Source organism: Streptomyces sp. NPDC056738 (assembly GCF_042790435.1).
Classification (GTDB): domain Bacteria; phylum Actinomycetota; class Actinomycetes; order Streptomycetales; family Streptomycetaceae; genus Streptomyces.
On sequence record NZ_JBHTZF010000001.1, the window covers coordinates 118537 to 140439 of the forward strand.

20 protein-coding genes are annotated in these 21903 nt (G+C 73.0%); 9 read left to right on the plus strand and 11 right to left on the minus strand.

Going from position 1 to position 21903, the window contains the following annotated elements; genetic code table 11:
• Positions 1-90 precede the first annotated feature (90 nt).
• Entirely contained in the window at positions 91-306 is a 216-nt protein-coding gene (locus tag ACFRIC_RS00410) for an MbtH family protein (RefSeq protein ID WP_328443621.1), read from the minus strand.
• Between the two features lie 1047 nt (positions 307-1353).
• On the opposite strand from ACFRIC_RS00410, the gene ACFRIC_RS00415 reads away from it, so the two are divergent.
• The 4 genes from ACFRIC_RS00415 (at position 1354) to ACFRIC_RS00430 (ending at position 5601) form a co-directional block, all read left to right on the plus strand.
• Positions 1354-2535: a serine hydrolase domain-containing protein gene (locus tag ACFRIC_RS00415; protein ID WP_382778238.1), complete on the plus strand. Its 1182-nt coding sequence runs from the start codon at positions 1354-1356 to the stop codon at positions 2533-2535.
• A 271-nt stretch (positions 2536-2806) separates the two neighbouring features.
• Positions 2807-3493, plus strand: a complete 687-nt coding sequence (locus ACFRIC_RS00420; protein WP_382778239.1) for a hypothetical protein — start codon at positions 2807-2809, stop codon at positions 3491-3493.
• Positions 3494-3522: 29 nt separating this feature from the next.
• Entirely contained in the window at positions 3523-4497 is a 975-nt protein-coding gene (locus tag ACFRIC_RS00425) for an ATP-binding cassette domain-containing protein (RefSeq protein WP_382778240.1), read from the plus strand.
• 291 nt (positions 4498-4788) lie between these two features.
• On the plus strand, positions 4789-5601 hold the full coding sequence (locus ACFRIC_RS00430; RefSeq protein ID WP_382778241.1) for an LmbU family transcriptional regulator: 813 nt from the start codon (positions 4789-4791) through the stop codon (positions 5599-5601).
• Positions 5602-5630: 29 nt separating this feature from the next.
• On the opposite strand, the gene ACFRIC_RS00435 is transcribed toward ACFRIC_RS00430, so the two are convergent.
• Positions 5631-6320: an FMN-binding negative transcriptional regulator gene (locus ACFRIC_RS00435; RefSeq protein WP_382778242.1), complete on the minus strand. Its 690-nt coding sequence runs from the start codon at positions 6318-6320 to the stop codon at positions 5631-5633.
• 558 nt (positions 6321-6878) lie between these two features.
• On the opposite strand from ACFRIC_RS00435, the gene ACFRIC_RS00440 reads away from it, so the two are divergent.
• Positions 6879-8231 carry a lysine N(6)-hydroxylase/L-ornithine N(5)-oxygenase family protein gene (locus ACFRIC_RS00440; RefSeq protein ID WP_382778243.1) on the plus strand — a complete coding sequence of 451 codons (1353 nt, stop codon included), beginning with the start codon at positions 6879-6881 and terminating at the stop codon, positions 8229-8231.
• A gap of 229 nt (positions 8232-8460) precedes the next feature.
• Here the strand turns inward: ACFRIC_RS00440 and ACFRIC_RS00445 are convergent, their stop codons facing one another.
• Positions 8461-9669, minus strand: coding sequence for an RNA-guided endonuclease InsQ/TnpB family protein (locus ACFRIC_RS00445; protein WP_382778244.1), 1209 nt, complete (start codon positions 9667-9669; stop codon positions 8461-8463).
• A gap of 158 nt (positions 9670-9827) precedes the next feature.
• Between ACFRIC_RS00445 and argB the strand changes: the two genes are divergently transcribed.
• A complete protein-coding gene (gene argB, locus ACFRIC_RS00450; protein WP_382778245.1) occupies positions 9828-10736 on the plus strand; it encodes an acetylglutamate kinase in 909 nt (302 codons plus the stop codon).
• Entirely contained in the window at positions 10733-11422 is a 690-nt protein-coding gene (locus tag ACFRIC_RS00455) for a hypothetical protein (protein WP_382778246.1), read from the plus strand. Before argB ends, ACFRIC_RS00455 begins: the two co-directional genes overlap by 4 nt.
• Positions 11423-11471: 49 nt before the next feature.
• Here ACFRIC_RS00455 and ACFRIC_RS00460 read toward each other — a convergent pair whose 3' ends face one another.
• From ACFRIC_RS00460 to ACFRIC_RS00485, 6 genes are all read right to left on the minus strand, one after another.
• Complete coding sequence (locus ACFRIC_RS00460) at positions 11472-12482, minus strand: BTAD domain-containing putative transcriptional regulator (RefSeq protein WP_382778247.1); 1011 nt, start codon at positions 12480-12482, stop codon at positions 11472-11474.
• A complete protein-coding gene (locus tag ACFRIC_RS00465; RefSeq protein WP_382778248.1) occupies positions 12479-13234 on the minus strand; it encodes a thioesterase II family protein in 756 nt (251 codons plus the stop codon). The genes ACFRIC_RS00460 and ACFRIC_RS00465 overlap by 4 nt, the downstream gene beginning before the upstream one ends.
• Positions 13235-13537: 303 nt before the next feature.
• The gene (locus ACFRIC_RS00470; RefSeq protein ID WP_382778249.1) at positions 13538-13999 is read right to left on the minus strand and encodes a nuclear transport factor 2 family protein; all 462 of its coding nucleotides are present in this window, start codon (positions 13997-13999) and stop codon (positions 13538-13540) included.
• Between the two features lie 28 nt (positions 14000-14027).
• Positions 14028-15317: an MFS transporter gene (locus ACFRIC_RS00475; RefSeq protein WP_382778250.1), complete on the minus strand. Its 1290-nt coding sequence runs from the start codon at positions 15315-15317 to the stop codon at positions 14028-14030.
• Between the two features lie 83 nt (positions 15318-15400).
• Positions 15401-16849: a M16 family metallopeptidase gene (locus ACFRIC_RS00480; RefSeq protein WP_382778251.1), complete on the minus strand. Its 1449-nt coding sequence runs from the start codon at positions 16847-16849 to the stop codon at positions 15401-15403.
• On the minus strand, positions 16846-18171 hold the full coding sequence (locus ACFRIC_RS00485; protein WP_382778252.1) for a M16 family metallopeptidase: 1326 nt from the start codon (positions 18169-18171) through the stop codon (positions 16846-16848). Before ACFRIC_RS00485 ends, ACFRIC_RS00480 begins: the two co-directional genes overlap by 4 nt.
• A 92-nt stretch (positions 18172-18263) precedes the next feature.
• Between ACFRIC_RS00485 and ACFRIC_RS00490 the strand changes: the two genes are divergently transcribed.
• Positions 18264-18839 carry an IS607 family transposase gene (locus tag ACFRIC_RS00490; protein ID WP_382778253.1) on the plus strand — a complete coding sequence of 192 codons (576 nt, stop codon included), beginning with the start codon at positions 18264-18266 and terminating at the stop codon, positions 18837-18839.
• The gene (gene tnpB / locus ACFRIC_RS00495; RefSeq protein WP_382778254.1) at positions 18836-20296 is read left to right on the plus strand and encodes an IS607 family element RNA-guided endonuclease TnpB; all 1461 of its coding nucleotides are present in this window, start codon (positions 18836-18838) and stop codon (positions 20294-20296) included. Before ACFRIC_RS00490 ends, tnpB begins: the two co-directional genes overlap by 4 nt.
• Here the strand turns inward: tnpB and ACFRIC_RS00500 are convergent.
• Positions 20269-20877: a GNAT family N-acetyltransferase gene (locus tag ACFRIC_RS00500; RefSeq protein ID WP_382778255.1), complete on the minus strand. Its 609-nt coding sequence runs from the start codon at positions 20875-20877 to the stop codon at positions 20269-20271. The two genes, tnpB and ACFRIC_RS00500, sit on opposite strands and share 28 nt — an antisense overlap.
• Positions 20878-21795 carry an aminoglycoside N(3)-acetyltransferase gene (locus ACFRIC_RS00505; protein WP_382778256.1) on the minus strand — a complete coding sequence of 306 codons (918 nt, stop codon included), beginning with the start codon at positions 21793-21795 and terminating at the stop codon, positions 20878-20880.
• Between the last annotated feature and the right edge of the window lie 108 nt (positions 21796-21903).

The following is a 21903-nucleotide window of genomic DNA, read 5'->3' on the forward strand; positions in this document are numbered from 1 at the left end:
TCAACTCCCCACTCGAAGTGTCTTCCTGGGCGCGGACCGGCCGGGCGGACGACGGTGTCGTCCCGGTCGGGTCCGCGGGAGGGACGGCTCTCAGTCCGCCGCCATGGCCTCCTGCAGGCTCTTGGGCCTCAGGTCGGTCCAGTTCTGCTCGACGTACTCCAGGCACTCGGCCTTGGCCGCCTCACCGAAGACCACACGCCAGCCCGCCGGGACCTCGGCGAACACCGGCCACAGGGAGTGCTGCTCCTCGTCGTTGACGACCACGTAGAAGCGGCCGTCCGCGTCATCGAAGGGGTTCGTGCTCAACAGGGCACCGTCCTTGTCGGTCAGGGGGTGGCTCGGGATTCGGACATCGCCGGCCGGGTGCGCGGAGCACACCGGGCGCGGGTCCGCCGGCCGATGCCCGTCCGGTCGACGGGACATCCGCGCCGTCCGGTCGACAGGACAGCCGGCGCCGGCGGCGGCCCCGGCGATGCCTCGAAACCGTAGGGAGCGCGCCGTCGGCGCTACAAGGGCACCGGCCCCGCCGGCCCCCCGGCGTGCGGCAGCGGCTGCGCGCCGCGGTGATCCTCTGTACCGGGCCGGTTTCCTGTGCCACGATGCCGCGCCCGCGGGCCGGCGGCGCACCTGAGGCCTGCTAGAGGGCCACCTGACCAGCGGCGGAGTCCCCCGCGGTGCCGCGTCCGTACGGCACGGTCCGGCACGGCCCGGCACGGCCGCGTTCCGGGCACGCAGGGGCGCCCTCGTGGCGTACGGGATCACCCGCCTGGCCGTGGGGCGGGGATCACCCGGCGGGCCGTGGGGCGGGGATCACCCGGCGGGCCGTGGGGCGGGGATCACCCGGCGGGCCATCAGCGGGGTGGACAGCGCGGGCCCCTCGCTCCCGGCCCCCCTCCCCTGCCCGCGGCGCCGTCCGTCCACGCACCCCCGGCCACCCCTCCGTTCCGTCCGCGCCCGCCCCTCCACGCCCGCACGCGCGCACGCACGCACACCCGCGCGCGCACCCGCGAGGACGGCAGACGGCAGACGGCAGACGGCGTACGACGGACAGCGGGCGGCGGGTGGTGGGCGGCTCGCAGCCGGACGGGGCGCCGGTGACCGGTGAGCCGGTGACCGCGATGACGGGCCATCCCCGGCACTCCCCCAACTCCCTTCCCCCGACGGTAGAACGACCAATTCCGGCCTCGCGCGGGCGGGGCGGCGAACGGCCGGAGACGCCGTACCTGCGCCTTTTCGGCCGTGGCGCCGCCGCACGAGTTGCCCGCGAGCCAAGTGACCTACGGTGCCGCCACGAACCGCACCTGTACGGATCCGGCCAACGTGCGGACACGACGAAGAGACGGGGCAGAGACGATGACGATGCGGAACAGGCCAAGAGCGGGCGTGGTCGCTCTGGCGGCGGTGGCGTTGACGGCCACCGTCCTGACGGGTCCCGCCCGGGCATCGGGTGACACGGCCGCGGGGGCGGCCGGCCATCAGAACACGCAGGCGGCGATCGAGGCGGCCGTCGCGGCGGGTGTCCCCGGCGTGAGCGCCGAGGCACGGGATTCCGCCGGAGTCTGGAAGAGCGCGGTGGGTGTCGGCAACCGGGCGACGGGCGCGCCGCGCGGCAAGAGCGACCGGTTCCGCACCGGCAGCATCACCGACACGTTCGTGGCGACGGTCCTGCTCCAGATGGAGGCGGAGAGGAAGGTCAGCCTCGACGACCCGGTGGAGCGCTACCTGCCCGGCGTGGTCGGCGGCAACGGCAACGACGGCGGCGCGATCACCGTCCGCCAGTTGCTGAACCACACCAGCGGTCTGTTCGACTACCTCGCCGACGTGTCGTACTACCAGACGTACACCATGGGCGACAGCTTCCTGGCGCACCGCTACGACACCCTGACGGCCCAGCAGCGCCTGCAGGTGGCCTTCTCCCACGCGCCGCTGTTCCAGCCCGGCGCCCGGCACGCGTTCTCCCACACCAACGACCTGCTGGCGGCGCTGATCGTCCAGAAGGTGGCGGGCAGGCCGTACGAGGACGAGGTGCGCCGGCGCATCATCGGGCCGCTGGAGCTGAAGGCGACGTCCAACCCCGGCACGAGCAGTGAGCTGCCCCGGCCGAGCAGCCGCGGCTACTCCAAGCTGTTCTACGACACCCAGCCGGACCGGATCGACGACGTCACCGACCTGAACGGCTCCCAGAACTGGGGCGACGGCGACATCATCTCCAGCGCCCACGACCTGAACCTGTTCTACGGGGCCCTGATGGGCGGCAAGTTGCTGCCGGCGCAGCAGCTCAAGGAGCTGAAGACGACCGTCGTCAATCCCGACCTGCCGATCACGTCGTACGGGCTGGGCGTCGAGAAGCTCACGCTGGGCTGCGGGGACATCTGGTACCACGACGGGGGTGTGGTGGGGTCGCTGACGCTGGCCGCCTTCACCGAGGACGGCCGCCATCAGCTCACCTTCAACTACAACGGCGACTGGGACGCGTCGGGGATCGTCCCCATCCTGAACGCCGAGTTCTGCGGCCGGCCGTCCACGTCCGGCTGACAGCCCGACCGACAGCCCGCTGACAGCCCGAGGAGACCCGGCCGGAATCCGGCCGGGTCTCGCGTCGCAGGGCGCGCCGCCACGGAGCATTAACTCCCGCCCCATTGCAACAAAGCGGATCGCTGACGTTGCATTACATTCAGGCCCGTTGCAACAATTGGGCGCAGTTGAGCTGGAGTTATAAGGGTGATGCGCAACAGACTTGTTGCCAGATCACTGAACGCAACGTAGCGTTTTCTGCATCGGAAAACACGAGCCCGAGGAGCCACCGATGCAGAAGACCGAGTACGCGACGCAGAGGTTCGACACCCCCTCCCCCATCCGCGCCGAGGTGGACATCCCCGCCGGACGCATCCGGTTCATCGCCGCCGACCGGGCCGACACCGTCGTCGAGGTCCGCCCCGCCGACCCGGCCAAGAACCGCGACGTGAAGGCGGCCGGGGCGGTCGAAACCGCCTTCGGTGACGGCATCCTGCGGATCGGGGCCGCGCCGGCGGCCCGCAAGCTCCTCGGGCACCCGGGGTCCGTCGAGGTCACGGTCATGCTGCCCGCCGGCTCCGGGGTCGAGGCGAAGGCGGCCGCCGCCGAGTTCCGCGGCGTGGGACGCCTCGGCGACGTCGCCTTCACGGGCGGCCACCGCTCGGTCAAGATCGACGAGGCGGCGAGCGCCCGCATCGACGCCCACGACGGCGAGGTCTTCCTCGGCCGCCTCGACGGCCCGGCCGAGATCGGCGTCCACAAGGGCGGCATCCGCATCGAGGAGGCCGCGCGCGGCACGGTCACCCTCAGCGTCCAGCACGGCGACATCACGGTGGGCGCCGCCCGCGGCGTCTCCGCCTCCCTGGACGCCCGGACCGGCTACGGACGCATCGACAACTCCCTGCGCAACAACGGCACATGCGACCTGGACCTCCACGCCGCCACCGCCTACGGCGACATCACCGCCCGCAGCCTGTGACCGCCCACGGCCCCGAAGGAGCACCCCTGATGAGCACCGTGGCCATCGCGGCGAGCGGGCTGCGCAAGTCCTACGGCGACAAGACCGTCCTGGACGGCATCGACCTGGCCGTCGAGGAGGGCACGGTCTTCTCCCTGCTCGGCCCGAACGGCGCCGGCAAGACGACGGCCGTCAAGATCCTCTCCACCCTGATCCGCGCCGACGCCGGCGAGCTGCGCGTCGGCGGCCACGACCCCGCCCGGGAGGCGCGGGCCGTACGCGCCGCGATCGGCGTCACCGGCCAGTTCTCCGCCGTCGACAACCTGATCACCGGCGAGGAGAACATGCTCCTGATGGCCGACCTGCACCACCTGCCCAAGGCGGAGGGCCGGCGGGTCAGCGCCGAACTCCTGGAGCGCTTCGACCTCACCGAGGCCGCGCGGAAGCCCGCCTCCACCTACTCCGGCGGCATGAAGCGCCGCCTGGACATCGCCATGACCCTGGTCGGCGGCCCCCGCATCATCTTCCTCGACGAGCCGACCACCGGTCTCGACCCCCGCTCGCGCCACACCATGTGGGGCATCGTCCGCGAGCTCGTCTCCGGCGGCACCACCGTGTTCCTGACCACCCAGTACCTGGAGGAGGCCGACCAGCTCGCCGACCGGATCGCCGTGCTGAACAACGGCAGGATCGCCGCCGAAGGCACCGCCGCGGAACTCAAGCGGCTGATCCCGGGCGGGCACATCCGGCTCCGCTTCACCGACCCCGCCGCCTACCGGTCGGCCGCCACCACGCTGCGCGGGGCCACCCGGGACGACCAGGCGCTGGCGCTGCAGATCGTCAGCGACGGCACCCAGCGCGAACTCCACTCCATCCTCGACTGGCTGGCCGCGACGGACATCGAGGCCGACGAACTGACCGTGCACACCCCCGACCTCGACGACGTCTTCTTCGCCCTCACCGACAGCGGCCAACCGCCCGGCCAGCCGGGCCGGCCCGACCGGCCCACGGAGACCCTGCGCTGAGCTCCCCCTCCCCCGCCGTTCTCCCGGCGGGAAATACGGACGCCCTTCACCGAAGACGGCTTCACCGGCCGGCGGGCGCCATGCCAACAGCAGCCTTCATCGACCTATGGAATTCATCGACCGGTGGACGTCATCGACCGGTGGACACAATTGACCGGGCGGGATTCATTCGGCCAATGGGATTCATTCGGCCCGGAAGTTCGACGTGCAACCGTTCGAGTGCCGCTCCGGTGCCACCCCAGGCGGCGCTGCGACGCTTATCGACGGTTATATGCACCGTTCTTTGGAGGCATGATGGCGCATCAGGCCGGTCAGACCGCGGGGTCGCACGGCGGCACGGCGACCACCGTCCCGCAGGCGACGCCGCGGCAGGCGCGCGCCACGGCGTCCGCGCCGCGCCGGGTCCCGGTGCTGACGACCAAGGTGGGCCTGCAGATGCCCGCCAAGATGGCCTACGACGAGTGGGAGCGGGCCGGCCGGCAGCTCGCCGACGTCCTCGACTCGTCCTCCTGGTGGCTGGGCGACTGGATGGTCTACGGCAAGGACCACTACACCGACCGCTACCAGCGCGGGATACGCGCCGCCGGACTGTCGTACCAGACCCTGCGCAACTACGCGTGGGTCTCACGGCGTTTCGACCTCACCCGGCGCCGCTCCGCCCTCAGCTTCCAGCACCACGCCGAGCTGGCCTCCATGCCGGTCGCGGACCAGGAGCTCTGGCTCGACCGCGCCGAACAGCGGCAGTGGACCACCAAGCAGTTGCGCGGTGCCCTGCGCGCCGCGCGCCAGGGCGATCAGCAGCCGGCCGCTCCCGCCGTGCCGGGCCGCCGCCTGGAGGTTCCCGGCAGCCGTCTGGAGTGGTGGCACCAGGCCGCCCAGCAACTGGGCGTCGACTTCGAGCAGTGGGTGATGGCCACGCTGGACAGCGCGGCCGCGACCGCCCTGGAGGCGCTCGGCACCGCGCCGGAGCGCCCCGAGGCGGCCGGACTCAAGGGCGTGCAGGACATGCAGGACAGGCTGGACAGGAACGTGCAGGACGGCAACGTGCAGGACATGAAGGGGACCGCCGAGCAGCGGACCCGGCCGGTGGCCATCAGCGCCTGAGGCCGCCCGCGCCGGGTGCCGCCGGCGTCTCAGGGCAGCCGGTTCATCAGCCCGGCGACCTCGCGCTTGTACGTGCACCCGCTCTGCCCGAACGAGGTCTGGACCCGCTCGCGCACCTCGCCCGGCTGTTCCTGGCTGAGCTTGAACATGCCCTCGGCGCCCGTGACCGTGAACCGGAAGGCCCCGACGGCGGGCACGATCTGGCGGAAGTAGCCGAGTGATTCGGTCATGTCCCAGCCGTCGCCGAACGCCTTCTCGAAGGCGCGCACAGTGGACTGCACCACCTCCAGCGTCTCCTCGGTCGAGTCGATCTTCTCCACCACGCCCCGGACATGCACCGCGGTGAAGTTCCACGTGGGGGCGGCCGGGGTCTTCCCGTACACCGTGGGTGACACGTAGGAGTGCGGGCCGGTGAACGTCAGCAGCAGCACGTCGCCCGACCGCAGCGCCGCCCAGTGCGGGTTGGCCCGGTTCATGTGCCCGAGCAGCGTGACCCCCCGCAGCCCGTCGCCGGCGTCGTCGGCGTCCCCGGAGGCGTCCGGGGCTTCCGTGACGTCAGGGGCGTCGGGGGCGTCGGGGGCGAAGATGACCGGCAGGTGCGTGGCGAAGGGACCGCTGTCGGGGCTGCCGTTCGTCACCGCGAGGGCCAGGGGGTTGTCGCGGATCAGATCCGCCGTCCAGGAATTATTCGGCTCGCGATAAAAGCGGGGCACGAACATTCGCATTCTCCTTTTCGGAAATCGGCCTGTTTCGAGGTCCCCGACCGTACGGCCGTCCTGTCCGACAGGACAATGCTTCCACATTCCGAGGACCTGGAGAAGGTCTGAAGAAGTCCTGCAGAAGTCCTGCAGAAGTCCTCGAGCGGTCTTCGATTATTCTTCGAGAAACGCTCCGAAAAACACCCCTGCCGCACCCGTTCCCGCATTTCCGCGCACCCGGTGCCGCACACGGGCCGGCACCCGCACGGCACCGGCCGCGCGACGGGACCGGCACCGGCGACGGGGCGCACCGCACGAGCGGGAGCACGCCGGACGCCGGACGCCGGGCACCGGGCACCGGGCACCGGGCAGCATCGGGTGGCGCCGGGCGGCGGTGCGAGGCAAAGGTTCCCCGCCGCCGCGGGCCGAAGTCACCTCTCCCACCAGCGACTCCGCCACCACTCCAGCGTCACGAGACCGGATCTCAGGATCGTCTTGCCAACATCATGGCAAGGTTTTGCCAAGCCGGAAGGCGTTGTGGGCCACCGGTTGATTTCCAGACGCATCGGGAGCATTCACATGGAGACAACGGGCAGGCGGAGCGAAGAGGTCTACGACGTGGTCGGTATCGGGTTCGGCCCGTCCAACCTGTCGCTCGCCATCGCTCTGGAAGAGCACGGGGCGAGCACTCCGCAGCATCCGGTCACCGCCCACTTCTTCGAGCGGCAGCCCGCCTTCGGCTGGCACCGGAACATGCTGCTGCCGTCGACGACCATGCAGATCTCGTTCCTCAAGGACCTGGCGACGTACCGGAATCCGCTGTCCCGGTACAGCTTCGTCTCGTATCTGCACGCCTCGGACCGGCTGGTGCAGTTCGTGAACAACCAGGACTTCTTCCCCACCCGCCAGGAGTTCCACCAGTACCTGGAGTGGGCGGCCGCCGATCTGGGCGACCGGGTCACCTACGGCGCCGAGGTCACCTCGATCCGGCCCGTCACCGAGGCCGCGGCGCCGTCCTGCGACCTCCTGGAGGTCGAGGTGCGCACCGGCGACGGCGGCACCCGCGTGGTCGCCGCACGCAACGTGGTCATCTCGACCGGCCTGGTGCCCAGGCTGCCGGAGGGCGTGCGCTCCGACGAACGGGTGTGGCACAGCTCGGAGTTCCTCGCCAGGTTCGACGCGCAGGACCCGAAGGACCTCAAGAGCGTGGCGGTGGTCGGCGCCGGCCAGAGCGCGGCCGAGATCGTCCGGTTCTTCCACGACGCGCTGCCGCACGCCCAGGTCAGCGCCGTCGTCCCGTCCTACGGCTACGCCATCGCCGACGACACGCCCTTCGCCAACCAGGTGTTCGACCCCGACGCGGTCGACGACCACTACTTCGGCACCGAGCAGGCCAGGGACGCCTTCTGGCGCTACCACCGCAACACCAACTACTCGGTGGTCGACTCCGACGTCATCCGGGACCTGTACCGGCGCAGCTACGACGAGCGGGTGCGCGGCACCGAACGGCTGCACTTCCGCAACCTCACCCGGGTCACCGACGTCAAGCGCGCCGGGAACGAGACGCGGGTGGGCCTGCGCTCGCTGCTCGACGACCGTACCGAGGAACTCGCCGTCGACGCGCTGGTGTTCGCCACCGGCTACGACAACCTCGACCCCGCCCGCCTGCTCGGCGACTTCGACGGCCACTTCCTGCGCGACGCGGCGGGCCGGCACCAGGTGGAGCGCGACTACCGCCTGCTGAGCGCGTCCGGACTCAAGAGCGGGGTCTACCTCCAGGGCGGCACCGAGCACACCCACGGACTGTCCTCGGCCCTGCTGTCGAACATCGCGGTCCGCAGCGGCGAGATCGCCGACTCGATCGTGCTGCGGCGCACCGAACGGGAACTGGGCCGCACCACCGCCGCCCGGGCCACCCGCTCGGCCGCCTGAAGCACCGGGCCCGGCCGCTGTCTTGTTGACAGGACGTGACCTCGCGGCAGGACACTCGAGAACCCGCGCGCGAGAGCGCGCCGCGCCCCCGCGGGCCGGGCGCATGTCCACCGGTCATGGGGTTCAGCCCGCGACCGGGGCCCCACAGAAGGAGTCCCATGAGCGCCAATTCCACGGTCGGCGGCCTCGGTCGTTCGGCGGGCGAGGGTCTCTTGGCTTCCTCCCCCGCCTAAAGGCGGGGGATTCCAGCGGTCGCCCGCTGGGCTTCCTGCTTCACCAACGACTGCCCCGTCCGGGAGGACTCCCGTTGAGGCCTTACACCGTCTCCACAGGCAGACACCGCCAGCCCGGCGGCCAGAATGTTGCGTGCCGCGTTCACGTCGCGGTCATGCAGGGCGCCACAGTCGCATGTCCACTCGCGGACGTTGAGCGGCATCTTCGCGGCGATCGTTTTGCAGGTCCCGCACAGCTTGCTGCTGGGGAACCAACGGTCGATCACGACGAGGTCGCGTCCGTACCAGGCGCATTTGTACTCCAGCATCATGCGCAGGTCCGTCCAGGCCGCGTCGGAGACGGCGCGCGCGAGATTGCCGTTCTTCAGCAGGTTGCGGACGGCGAGGTCCTCGATCACGACCGTTTGGTTCTCACGGACGAGCCGAGTCGACAGTTTGTGCAAAAAGTCGCGGCGCCGGTCGGCAATCCGCGCGTGAACACGGCCGACCTTGCGGCGGGCCTTCTCCCGGTTCGCCGAGCCCTTCGCCTTGCGGGCGAGTTCACGCTGTGCGCGGGCCAGCCGGGCGCGATCACGGCGCTCGTGCCTCGGATTGGCGATCTTCTCGCCGGTGGACAAGGTCACCAGGGAGGTGATCCCGGCGTCGATGCCGACCGCCGCCGTGGTGGCCGGGGCCAAGACGGGGGTGTCCTCGGCGAGCAGGGACACGAACCAGCGCCCCGCAGCGTCACGGGACACGGTCACCGTGGTCGGCTGCGCCCCGGCGGGCAGGGGCCGCGACCAGCGAACATCCAGCGGTGCGGTCATCTTCGCCAAGGTCAGCTGTCCGCCGCGCCACGTGAAGGCGGACCGGGTGTACTCCGCCGCCGCCCTCGACTTCTTTCGCGACTTATACCGCGGGTACTTGGCCCGCTTGGCGAAGAAGTTCCCGAAGGCCGTCTGAAGATGCCGCAGCGCCTGCTGCAACGGCACCGAGGAAACCTCCGCAAGGAAAGCGAGATCCTCGGTCTTCTTCCACTGCGCCAGCGCGGCGGACGACTGCGCGTAGGACACACGGCGCTGCTCGCCGTACCAGGCCCGGGTGCGCTCCTCCAACACCTTGTTGTACACGAGACGGACACAACCGAACGTGCGCGACAGCTCGGCCGCCTGCTCGTCCGTCGGGTAGAAGCGGTACTTGAATGCCCGCTTGACCCGTTGCGTCATATTTCACACAGTATCAAATTCCCTGTAAGCGAAGGCTGCCAGCCAGTGGACGGTGCACGCCGGTCTGCCCTGCCGGCGAACCGGCTTTCCCTGCCCTGCTCCGCAGGAGCTTCGTTTCCTCCCCGACCAGGTCGAGGTATCCACGAAGGAGAAACCCGATGACCGTCAGCGTGCAGCAGGCCCAGGCCAAGGCCCGGTCCCTCGGTGACGCCCTGCCGTGGCTGGCCCGTCACCAGGGCCGGACGGTCGTCGTCAAACTGGGCGGACACGCCATGGTCGACGCGGACCTCACGGCGGCCTTCGCCCGCGACGTCGTCTTCCTGCGCTACGCCGGGCTGCGGCCCGTGGTGGTGCACGGAGGCGGCCCCCAGATCGACGCCGAGCTCGAACGGCGCGGCATGAAACGCGAGTTCGCCGCGGGCCTGCGCGTCACCTCGCCGGCGGCGATGGACGTCGTACGCATGGTCCTGGCCGGGCAGGTGCAGCGCGAGCTGGTCGGGCTGATCAACCGTCACGGCCCGCTCGCCGTCGGCATGACCGGCGAGGACGCCGACACCCTGACCGCGGTGCGGCACGTGCCGTGGATCGAGGGGGAACCCGTCGACGTCGGCAGGGTCGGCGACATCACCGGCGTGGACACCACCACCCTGGACGGCCTGCTGGCCGCCGGCCGGATCCCGGTGGTCTCGCCGCTGGCCCGCAGTGTCGAGGACGGCCTGGTCTACAACGTCAACGCCGACACCGTGGCCGCGGCGCTGGCGACCGCGCTTCGGGCCCACGCGCTCGTCATGCTCACCGACGTGGCGGGGCTGTGCGCGGGCTGGCCGCACCGGGCCGAGGTCATCCCGCGGCTGACGGCCGACGAACTGGAAAAGCTCCTGCCGGAACTGAGCGAGGGCATGGTGCCCAAGATGGCCGGCTGCCTGGCGGCGGTACGGGGCGGGGTGGGCGCGGCCCGGGTGATCGACGGGCGCGTCCCGCACTCGGTCCTGCTGGAGATGTTCACCGACGACGGGATCGGGACGGTGATCGTGCCGGACCCGGACGATCAGGAGGTCCTGGCGTGAACGAGCAGTGGCACCAGCGACAGCAGCCGCCCGCCGGTCCGGCGGGGACCCTGGGGCCGCCCCCGGGCACCGGGCACGCCCCGCAGCCGGCCGTGCTCGTGCACGAGCTGGTCGCCGTGGCCGCGGCGGGTGGGGAGCGGGCCGAAAAGTGCGCGCGCCGTCTCGCCGCCGCGCTGCCGCCCCGGGCCCGGTCCGTGCTGCTGGACGCCCTGGCCGAGGCGGACACCCCGGCCGAGGCGGCGGGCCCGCCGACCGGGGAGGACGGCCCGTACGGGGACGAGGGCGGTGACGCGCTCTCCTTGGGCGGACCCGAGCACCCGCTGCCCGCGGCCCGCTCCCATCTGAGCCTGCTGCCCGCCTACCGGGCAGCGGGGCCGGATCCGCAGACCGGCACCGGTGACGGCGGCGATGGCGGGGTGTGGCCTGAGCCGCGTAGCGGGCCGCCGGCCGCCGTCATCCGGCTGCGGTTCGCCGACGCGATCGCGCTGGAGCGGGCCGGCGCCTGCTTCGAGGGTGCCTGCGGCGACCCGGTCACGGGCACCCTGCAGATCCCCGCGGACGCCGGCGTCGAGGCGGTGCGGGCCGTGCTCGCGGCCCTCGACGCGGCGGCCCTGGCACCCGAGTCGTTCACCGTGCACTCGAACGAACTCGACGACGTCTTCGCCGCGTTCACCGGCCTGCTCTGACCGCGCCGGGCCCGGGGCCGTGCGCTGCCGGGCCGCGGTGGTCCGGGTGTCAGGTGCCCGGGTCCTGTTCCCGGATGCCGCGCAGCAGGCGGGCCTGGTCCTCGACCAGCCGGTCGATCCGGGTCTGGAGGCGTGCCACCTCGGCCGCCAGGTCCGGGCGGTGCGGATCCGCGGGGGCCAGGGTGGGGCAGTGGTTGAGGACCGCCTCCAGGCGGCGGCGCAGCGCCGGGCCCGGTTCCACGCCCAGGGTGCCCAGAAGGCGGCGGCGGGCGCGTTCGTAGACGCCGAGGGCCTCGGACTGCCGGCCGCACCGGTACAGGGCGAGCATCAGCAGGTCGTAGAGGCGTTCGCGCAGCGGGTGGGCGGCGGTGAGGCGTTCCAGGTCGCTGACGGTCTCGGCGTGGCGGCCGCAGTTCAGGCTCGCCTCGTACAGGGCTTCCAGGGTGGTCAGGCGCGCTTCCTCCAGGCGGTCCGCCTCGGCCGTGCACAGCGGGCCGTGGCAGGAGTCCTGCAGGGCCGTGCCCTGCCACAGCGCGAGTGCCTGGCCCAGGAGCCGGGTGGCGTGGCGGGGGTCGCCGGGGGCGGTGGCGCGGCCCTGGCCGGACAGGCGGGTGAAGCGGGCGGCGTCGGTGGAGGCCCGGCCGAGGCTGAGCAGGTATCCGGTGGGCAGGGTGCTGATCCACTCGTGGCCGGGGGCGGGCAGCAGCCGGCGCAGCCGGGCGACGTGGGTGTGCAGGGCGCTGGGGGCGTTGGCGGGGGGCCGGTCGCCCCACAGTTCCTCCACCAGGCGGTCCACGGAGAGCTGTTCGCCGGCGTGGACGACGAGGGTGGCGAGCAGGGCCCGCTGTTTGGGCCCGGCGGGGGTGATGCCGGTTTGGGTGAGCCGGTTGTGGACGGCCACCGGTCCCAGCAGCCGGAACTCGGTCGCCTCGACGGTCTCGGCGACCGAGGCCGCCCCGGCCCCGGTGGCCCCGGTGGCCTCGCCGGCTCCGGTGGCCCGCGTGGTGCGGGTGCGGGTGGGTGCGGTGGGGGCGGGTGCGGGGAGGTCCAGGACGCTCATCGGGCGGCCGTGGACGGTGCGCGGGTGGCCAGTTGGGCGCGGCGTACGTCGTCCTGGATCTGTGCGGCGACCGCGGGAAGGTGGTCCTGGAAGTAGAAGTGGCCGCCGTCGAAGAGGTGCCGGCCCAGGAAGTGCTCGGTGACCTCGGCCCAGCCGTCCAGGCGGTGGGGCGGGGCCACCTGGTCGAGGGTGCCGCCGAACACGGACAGCGGGACGGGCAGCGGCGCGGTCAGGGGCGGGGTGCGCCAGGTCTCGCTCATGCGCAGGTCGGCGCGGATGGTCGGTTCGAACAGTTCCCACAGTTCGTCGTGGTCCATGACCTCGGCGGGGGTGCCGCCCATGGTGGTCAGCTCGTGGCGCAGTGCGGTGTCGCTCAGCAGGTGGCGGCGCACCGGGTCGCCGTCGGGGTGCAGGGTGCCGCGGGCGGACACGCCGAGCCAGAGGGGGGGTGTGCGGCCCTGGTCGAGGAGGCGGCGGGTCAGTTCGTAGGCGACCAGTCCGCCCATGCTGTGCCCGAAGAAGGCGTAGGGGCCGCTCAGCCGGGTGTCGAGTTCGTGCAGGAAGTGGTCGAGCAGGGCGCCGGCGTCGCGCAGCGCGGGGCGCCGGTCGCGGGGGCCGCGGCCCGGTGCGTCGGGGATCTGCACGTCCCAGTGGGCGGGGAAGCAGGAGGTCCAGTCGCGGTAGGCCAGGTGCGAACCGCCGGAGTGGTGGAACACGAACAGGCGCAGCTTCGGCTCTTCCGCCTTGTGCATGAGAACTCCATCGAGAGGACACTCGCCCGTCCGGTCCGCCGCGAACGGGCCCGGACCGGGGTGGAATGGGGACGATAGCGGCGTCCGGGCCGTGGGGCCCGCTGTCCTGAGCGGGCCTCGAACCGCTCTCGAGTGCGTGTGGACGTGCCTGCTCCCGCGTCGACGCGCCCGCCCTCGTCGGGACGGCAGGCGGGCGCGGACGGGGAGGAGGATGTGCGTGTACGACGTTAGGCGGGCGGGGTCCTCACGTCTCGTGTGCTGGACGGAACGTCGAGTTCGGCTGCAGCGGCCGTGGGCCCGGGTTCAGGCGAGGTCGTCGCGGGTGACGTGGCGGTGCGTGATGCGCCACTGGCCGCCGGAGCGGACCAGGACGTCCTGCATGACGTACACGTGCAGGGCCTTGGGGCGGCCCTGGCCGGGGGTGGTGTGGACCAGGGCGGAGCAGCGGGTGTGCAGCGAGCCGTCCTTCTGCGGGTGCACGTCCAGGAGGCCGACCCAGTGCTGCAGGCGGTCTCCGGCCCGCCGCCGGTGGGCGGCGCCGGCCCGTACGTAGCCGGGCAGGGCGGTGCGTGCCTTGAGCGGGGCGGGCAGTGCGGGCAGGTGCAGGATGGCGTCCTCGGCGAAGGTCTCGGCCCAGCGCCCGGTGTCGTGGGTGTCCAGCAGCCGCATCTGGTGTGCGTAGAAGTGCTGTGCCTGCGCGTACAGGGCGGCGAACTCCTGTGCGGGCGGGGCGGGGTGGGCGGTGTCCGCGAGTTCGACGGTCATGTGCGAGGCCTCCGCTTCTGCGTCCGCGTCAGACCGTGCCCTGCGGTTCGGGGGCCGGTTCGGGGCGGGGTGTGGGCTGCGGGGTGGGGGCCGGGCCGGGGGCGGGGGCCGGGCCGGGGAGGGTGCGGCGGGCGTGGGTGACGGCGGGGCCGATGGCCGCGGTGCCGGCCAGGAAGAGGGCGGCCAGGGCGAGCCAGCCCAGGGCGTCGTGGCCGACGACGAGGAAGGTGACCAGGGCGGGGCCGAGGGTGGCCTGGATGACCATGTGCAGGTGGAAGGCGCCGAGGTATTCGCCGCGTGCGTGCTCGGGGGCCAGTCCGAAGCCCAGGCCGAAGCCGCTGGCGGCCTGCCACAGTTCGGCGAGGGTGAACAGCAGGACCGCGCCGAGGGTGATCGCGGCGGTGGCGGCGGATCCGGTGAGGGTTCCCGCCGCCAGGGCGGCGCAGGCCAGCACGCTGACGGCGCCGGATCTGCGGGCGGCGCGGACGGAGCCGTCCAGGCTCTCCGAGCCGCGGGCCGCCGCCACCTGGAAGAGGACCACCAGGACGGTGTTGACGGCCAGGATCAACGGGACCAGGGCGCGCGGCAGGTCGGTGTTGCGGACGATCCACAGCGGTATGCCGGCCAGCAGGACGGCGCTGTGCAGGGCGAGCAGGCTGGAGGAGCCGATGACGCCGAGGAAGGGCAGGTCGCGCAGGACGCGCAGGGGCTGGGAGCCGGCGGCGGCCCGGGCGTCGTTGGCGGGCAGTCTCAGCACCAGGGCGGCGGCCGCCAGGAAGGTCAGGCCGTTGCCGAGCGGCAGCAGGGCCAGGGTGTCGCGGCCCAGGGAGATCAGCGCGGCCGCGGTCAGCGCGCCGGCCGAGAAGCCGGCGTTGAACAGGGAGCGCAGGGCCGCACGGGCCCTGACGCGTTCGCCGTCCGGGACGAGTTCGGCGATCAGCGCGCCGAACGCCGGTCCGCAGCCGTACTCCAGGGCGCCGGTCAGGACGACCACCGGGAAGTAGACGGCGGGCGAGTGCACCGCCGGGTAGAGGGTGTAGGCGCCGGCCAGGAGGAACAGCAGGACGGCGAGCAGGCGGCGGGCGCCCGCGGTGTCGGTCATCCGGCCGAAGACGAGGCTGGCCACGAAGCCGCTGAGGCCGGCCAGGGACAGGCCCAGGCCGACCGTGGTGGCGGGCAGGCCGGCCACGGTGACGAAGTAGACCGCGGAGCCGGCCATGAACAGGCCGTTGCCGAGGCTGTCGACGAAGTGCAGCGCGCCGAGCGTGCGGGCCGGGCCGCGCAGTGGGGAGAACGTGCGCTTCAGGAGCGTTTTCACGGGCGGTGGGTCCCATCCTTGAGGTGGTCCGGGTCGGTGGGGCGGTCCGGGCCGGTGTCCGGCCCCGCGTCGTCGCCGCGCTTTCAGGTGGCCTGGGGCGCGGTGGGCGGCAGGCCCTCCAGGGCGGCGGGGGCGACGACGGCTCCGGTCAGGGCGGGCGCGGCCAGGTGGGCGGCCGCGGCGCGGGCCACGTCGGCGGCGGTCAGGGCGCGCAGCTTGTCCTCGTAGCGGGCCGGCCAGCTCGCGGGCAGTGCGCTCGCCAGCACGGCGGCGTACGTGGAGGCCAGTCCGGAGCGGGAGGAGCAGGCCATCGCCATGGAACCGACGGCGTAGTTCTGGGCGTTGCGCAGTTCCTGGGCGCTGAAGGCGCCGTCGGCCAGGCGGCGGGTCTCCTCGGCGATGAGGGTCAGGGCGCGGGCGGCGCCGTCGTGGCGTACGTCGGCCTCCACGGTCAGTACGGCGTCGCCGCCCAGCGGGTCCAGGACGGCGCGGGGCGCGTAGGCCAGGCCCTCGCGTTCGCGCAGGACGAGGGTGAGGCGGCTGGCGTAGTAGCCGCCGAGCATGAGTGCGGCCAGTTGCAGGGCCGGGTAGTCGTCGTGGCCCCGGCCGGGCACCAGGGCGCCCAGGCGCAGCAGGGTCTGCGGGGTGGCCGGGTGGAGCACGGTGCGGCGCGGGCCCGGGGCGGGTGCGGGCGGGCGGGGGGCGTCGGCCTGGTCGTGCGGGGCGGTGGTGGTGCGGGGCAGCAGGGCGGCCGCCTGGGCCAGGAGTTCTCCGGCCGGGTCCGGGCCGACGAGGACGCTGTGGCGGCGGGCGGCGGGCGTGCTGTGCAGCAGGGCCGCGGTCTGGGCGCCGTCGACGCCGGCGGCGTCGGCCGCTGTGGCCGCGCGGCCGTAGGGGTGGGGGCCGAAGACGGCGGCGAGGAAGTGGCTGCGGGCGAGGTAGGCGGGTACGGCTTCGGCGGCGGCCAGCCGCCGGGCGACCCGGCCGGCCGCCTCGCGCACCCGGCGGGCCTGGTGGGGGCGGCCGGTGTCGAGGCAGTCGCGGATACGGGCGCGGGTGGCGGCGACGTCGTCGGCGAAGGTGCGCACCGCGACGACGGCCCGGTCGCCGCGTGCCTCCACGCGGACGGTCGCGAGGTCGGCGGCGGCCTCGGTGAGCGCGTCGCGCAGGGCCTCGGCCATCACCTCGACCCGGCTCTGGTGCGCGCCGGGCTCCGGTGCCAGCGGGAACAGCAGTCTGGCTTCGGCCAGTTGGCCGGTCCCGGCCCGCTGGACGGCGACGGCGGTGCCGCGGCCGGTGACCTGCTCGCTGTGCGCGGGCGCACGGAAACGGGACACGGCCGCGGCGGCGGGCGCGGGTGCGGCGGGGGTGACGTGGGGGGCAGTGGGCGCGGCCTGGGACCCGGTGGGCGCGACCTGGGGTGCGGCCGGCGTGGTGCGGGGTGCGGTGGGCGCGGCCTGGGACCTGGTGGGCGCGGCCTGGGCGGTCTGGGGTGCGGCGGGCGTGGTCCGGGGTGCGGTGGGGGCGGTCATCGGGCGGCTCCTGTGGGGACGGCGGTGACCGCGGCGGGCGCGCAGGCTGCGGGGGCGGGGGCCGTGGGGGCGGGGCGGCTGGTGAGGCGGGCGGCGGGGGCGGCGGCGAGCCGGGCGGCCGCGGCGGCCACCTCGGTGTCGGGCAGCCGCAGCAGGGCGCCGGGCAGGCCGGCCAGGTGGAGCGGATCGCGGTGGACGGCGGCGCCCACGCACAGCCAGGAGGCCTGGCCGGCCACGGAGTCCAGTTCGGCGTGCAGGGCCAGCGCGAGCTGGCGGCGGATCCGGGTCAGGGGCCCGGCCAGGGGCACGCTGCCGTCGGCGACGCAGGCCATCACGGAGCGCAGGCAGTGTTCGGCCTCGTCGGGGTCGAGGTCCACGGGGTGCGGGAAGTCCACGGCGAACAGGGCGTCGCGGGCGACGTCGAAGGGGTTGCCGGTGCGGTGGGCGCGGGCCTTGAACGCGCCCCAGGTCCGCCGGGTGCCCCGGTGGCAGGCGCAGTCGGTGCCCAGGTCCTCCAGCAGTTCGCCCAGCAGCACGGTGGCCAGGTGTGCCTGGGGTGCGGTGGCCGGGTCGGGGGTGCGGAAGCCGATCGCGGTGCGCGCGGTGGCGGCGATGCGTTCGTCGCGCAGTGCCCGGCGCGGGGCGGTGAGCGGGGCCTCCGCGGTGTGGGGGCGCGGCGGCCCGGTGCGGGCCGGCACCGGTGCCAGGTGCTGCTCGACCAGGTCGCGGGCGTGGTGGGGGTCGAAGTCGCCGACGAGGGCGAGGTGGGTGTTGCCGGGTGCGTAGGAGGCCTGGAAGAAGCGGCCCAGTTCGGCGGGGCCGAGGTCTCCCAGGGCCTCGATGTCGCCGTATCCGTTGTGCCGGTTGGCCCAGGTGTCGTGCAGCAGGGCGGGCAGGTCGAACAGCACCAGTCCGCCGTGCGGGCGTTGCAGCATGTTGCGGCGGATCTCGGCCTGGACGACGGCGGTCTGCGCCGTGATGTGGGCCGGGCCGAGGTCGGGGTCGGTGAGCCGGTCGTGTTCGATGCGCAGGGCCAGTTCGAGCGCGCCGGCCGGGAGGATGGCGGTGTACTGGGTGTAGTCGGCCGCGGTGCGCGCGTTGACGGTGCCGCCGGCGGCGGCGACCGCGTCGGTGAGCGGCCTGCTGCTGGAGGCGCCCTGGGCCAGGACGTGCTCCAGCAGGTGCGCGGCGCCGGCGACCGGTTCGTTGCGGAAACCGGTGCCGACGTGCAGGCAGGTGGCGACGACCTGGCAGCCGGGCAGCGGCTGCAGCAGGACGCTCAGCCCGTTGCCGAGAACGAGGCCGGTCGGCTGTGAGGTCATTCTCGCTCCTCGTCCCACAGGGTGACAGCTATTACGAATTTTCTAGTCATTCATAGTCATCTCTAGTCGGGTGTCTCACGTACTTTGGTCTTGTGAAGCTTTCGGAGTGGGCGCGTCAGCAGGGCGTGAGTTACCAGACCGCCTGGCGGTGGGTGAAGGACGGGAAGATGCCCGTGCCGGTCCGCCAGGCGCCGTCCGGGACGTGGCTGGTCGATGAGGTGGCCGTCCAGCCGTCCGGACGCGTGGTGGCGTACTGCCGCGTGTCTTCAGCCGACCAGAGGGCCGACCTGGATCGGCAGGCCGCGCGGGTGGTGTCCGGCGCTAATGGACTGGGCCTGGCCGTCGCGGAAGTTGTGACCGAGGTCGGGTCAGGGCTGAACGGGCGCCGTCGCAAGCTGCACCGGCTCCTCGCCGACCCGGGTACGGCCGTGATCGTGGTCGAGCACCGTGACCGGCTGGCCCGGTTCGGTGTCGAGCACCTGGAGGCCGCGCTGTCGGCGTCCGGCCGGCGTCTGGTCGTCCTCGACCCGATCGAGAGCCCAGACGATCTGGTGCGGGACATCACCGAGGTGCTCACCTCCATGTGCGCCCGCCTGTACGGGCAGCGCGCGGCGAAGAGCCGGGCCGCCCGCGCGGTGGCTGTGGCGACCGGCGAGGCCGTCGAGTGAAGAAGTTCCAGCCGCAGCCCGGGTTCGTGGTGCAGGCGTACCGCTTCGCGCTGGACGCGAACGCCACCCAGGAGCACGCGCTGCGCTCGCACTGCGGTGCCGCCCGCGCGGCCTACAACTGGGCTGTCGGCTGGGTGACCGCCTCCTGGTGGCAACGCCGCGCGGAGGAGACATACGGCGTCCCGGAGGCGGACCTGACCGAGTGGCGGCCATGGTCGCTGCCAGCGCTGAGGAAGGCGTTCAACGCGGCCAAGGGCACCGACCCAAGGTTCGCCTCCTGGTGGGAGGAGAACTCCAAGGAGGCGTACTCCACCGGGCTGGCCAACGCGGCGGCGGCGTTCGACAACTACGCCAGGTCCAAGCAGGGCCGCCGTAGGGGCAAGCGGGTCGGGATGCCCCGCTTCAAGTCGAAGCGGAAGGCGCGTCTGTCCTGCCGGTTCACCACCGGCACGATCCGTGTCGAGGCCGACGGACGTCACGTCACCCTGCCTCGCCTCGGGACGATCCGCGTCCACGAGTCCACCGGCAAACTCCTGAGCCGGGTCCAGGCCGGGACCGCGCGCATCCTGTCGGCGACTGTACGCCGCGAGCGAGGACGATGGTTCGCCTCGTTCCAGATCGAGGTGAAGCGGGACCTCTTGCGGGTCACCCGGCCTGATGTCGCGGTAGGCATCGACCTCGGTATCAAGACCCTGGCCGTCATGGCCGACAGCGCGGGCGAGGTCCGCGAGGTTTCCAACCCGCGGCACCTGAGCACCGCGCTGAAGCAGATGCGCCGCGCCTCTCGCATCGTCTCCCGGCGTCGAGGCCCGGACCGGCACACTGGACAGAAGCCCTCCCGCAGGTGGGAGAAGGCCGACAACCGGCGGAACAAGGTCCATCACCGCGTCGCGGACCTCCGCGCGGACGCCCTGCACAAGCTCACCACCGCCGTGACCGCCGAGTACGGCACCGTCGTGGTCGAAGACCTCAACGTCGCCGGCATGGTGAAGAACCGGCGCCTGGCCCGGCACATTGCTGACGCCGGGTTCGGTGAGATCCGTCGTCAGCTCACCTACAAAACCCGTCAGCGCCACGCCACCCGCATCATCGCGGCCGACCGCTGGTTTCCCTCCTCCAAGACCTGCTCCGGGTGCGGCGCGGTGAAAGCCAAGCTGCCGCTGCACATCCGGACCTACGAATGCGACGCCTGCGGCCTGGTCATCGACCGGGACACCAACGCGGCCCGCAACCTCGCTGCCCTCGCCGCGGCAGCCTGCACGACTGGTACCGGAGTGGCCGGAGACCAGGACACCGCCCTGGCGGTGTCGAAGCCCCGTGGAGCCGACCATAAGACCCGCACCACCCGCCCTCGCCGTAAGACGGGGACGGGGCGGGCAGGTGGCACAACCCTGCCGCACCAGCAGCAGACAGAAACGGGAGACCGTACTCAAGCCGAGCCCCTGATGCTCTGGTGACGTGACGGACCTTTCGGGTCGAAATGCCCGGAATGCTGAGACCTGACTACGGACTCAGCAACGGGTGTGTCGGTGCGCAGGACCGAGTAGAGGACCTGGTCGTGCCAGCGGCCCGAGCGCCACTGGGCGGAGCGCAGGGTGCCCTCGCGGGTGAAGCCGGCCTTTTCCAGGGCGCGTTGCTCGGCGAGGTTGGCGTGGTCGGTGAAGGCCTGGACGCGTTCGGCCCGGGTGTGGGCGAAGAGGTAGTCGACGACCTGGCGCTGGGCGGCGGTTCCGGTGCCGCGGCCGCGGGCGGCGGGCACCAGGGCGATGGCGATGGTCCAGCAGGCGGAGGTGTCGGGGCGTCCCCAGGCGGAGGCGAACCATTCGACGCGGCCCACCGCCCGGCCGGCGGCGGTGATGGTGAGCATGCCGCCCTCGCGGCCCAGGAGGCGGTCCTCGGCGTAGCGTTCGCGCAGCCGGTGGGTGGAGGTGAACCCGAACCACTGGAAGGGGCCGGTGCCGTCCTGGGTGGTGAACTCGCTCTCGAAGAGGTCGAGATCGCCGGGGACGACGGGACGCAGGGACACTTCGCTGCTCATTTAGATGGGCTCCTTGGCCGCCGAGTCGGTGGGTGCCGCGCCGAGTTGACCGGCGGGCAGCGGGGCTTCAGCATCCACCACCTCCAGCCAGCCGGGCGGGGCGAGGGCGCCGCTCAGGTCGCGGTGCCCGGCCAGCCAGCGGCAGGCGAAGCGGACCAGGTCGCGCAGCGGCACGGCCCGGCAGTGCGCGCCGCCGATGCGTGCGTCGGCGAGGGGGGCGCCGGCGGCTTCGTAGGCGGCGCCCAGGGCGTCGAAGTCGCCTTCCCACACGAGGAGTTCGGGGACGCGGTGCCAGCGGCTGCCGCCGTGTCCGTCGGGTTCGGGCAGCGCCCACAGGCCGGCTCTGCGGCCCCGGTAGGCGGTGGCGTACTCGGCGAGGTGCAGGGCGGTGGTCTTGTTCCAGGGGGCGCCGAGCAGCAGGACGTGGGCGTCGAGGTCCCACAGCCGGCCCAGGGGTCCGTGGGCGGCGAGCCGCCAGGCGGCGGGGTGGGTGCGTACGACGGTGGCGGCGTGGGGGCCCTGGGCGGCGAAGGAGACGTGCGGGTGGCGGGAGCGCAGGGTGCCGGGCTGGGTGCGCAGCAGTTCGGGCAGCACGCCCATGGTGCGGGCGGCCGGGGTGCGCCGGGGGTCGAAGGGCGGCATCCGGGCGGCGATGCGCGGGTCGGTGGCGGCCTCGGCGAGGTCGGGGGCGCGCCAGGTGGAGGGATGGCAGAGCTGGGGGGTGAAGGCGGGCATGACGAGGGTGCCGTCGGGGCCCAGGGCATCACGCAGGGCGAGCAGGACGCTGTGGGCGCCGCCGACGACGTAGCCGAAGGAGCTGAGGGCGGTGTGGGCGATGACGGTGGCACCGGGCCGCACGCCGAGGGCGGTGAGGCCGTCGGCGATCTGCGCGCGGGTGACGATGTGACGGCCTGTCATCGCGGCATCTCCGTGGGGGTGTCGGCGGTGCGGGGGCCGGGGCCGCGGGTGGCCCGGGAGGAGCGGGCGACGATGTGACGGCACCCCGTCGCGGCGCCGGGGCGCGGG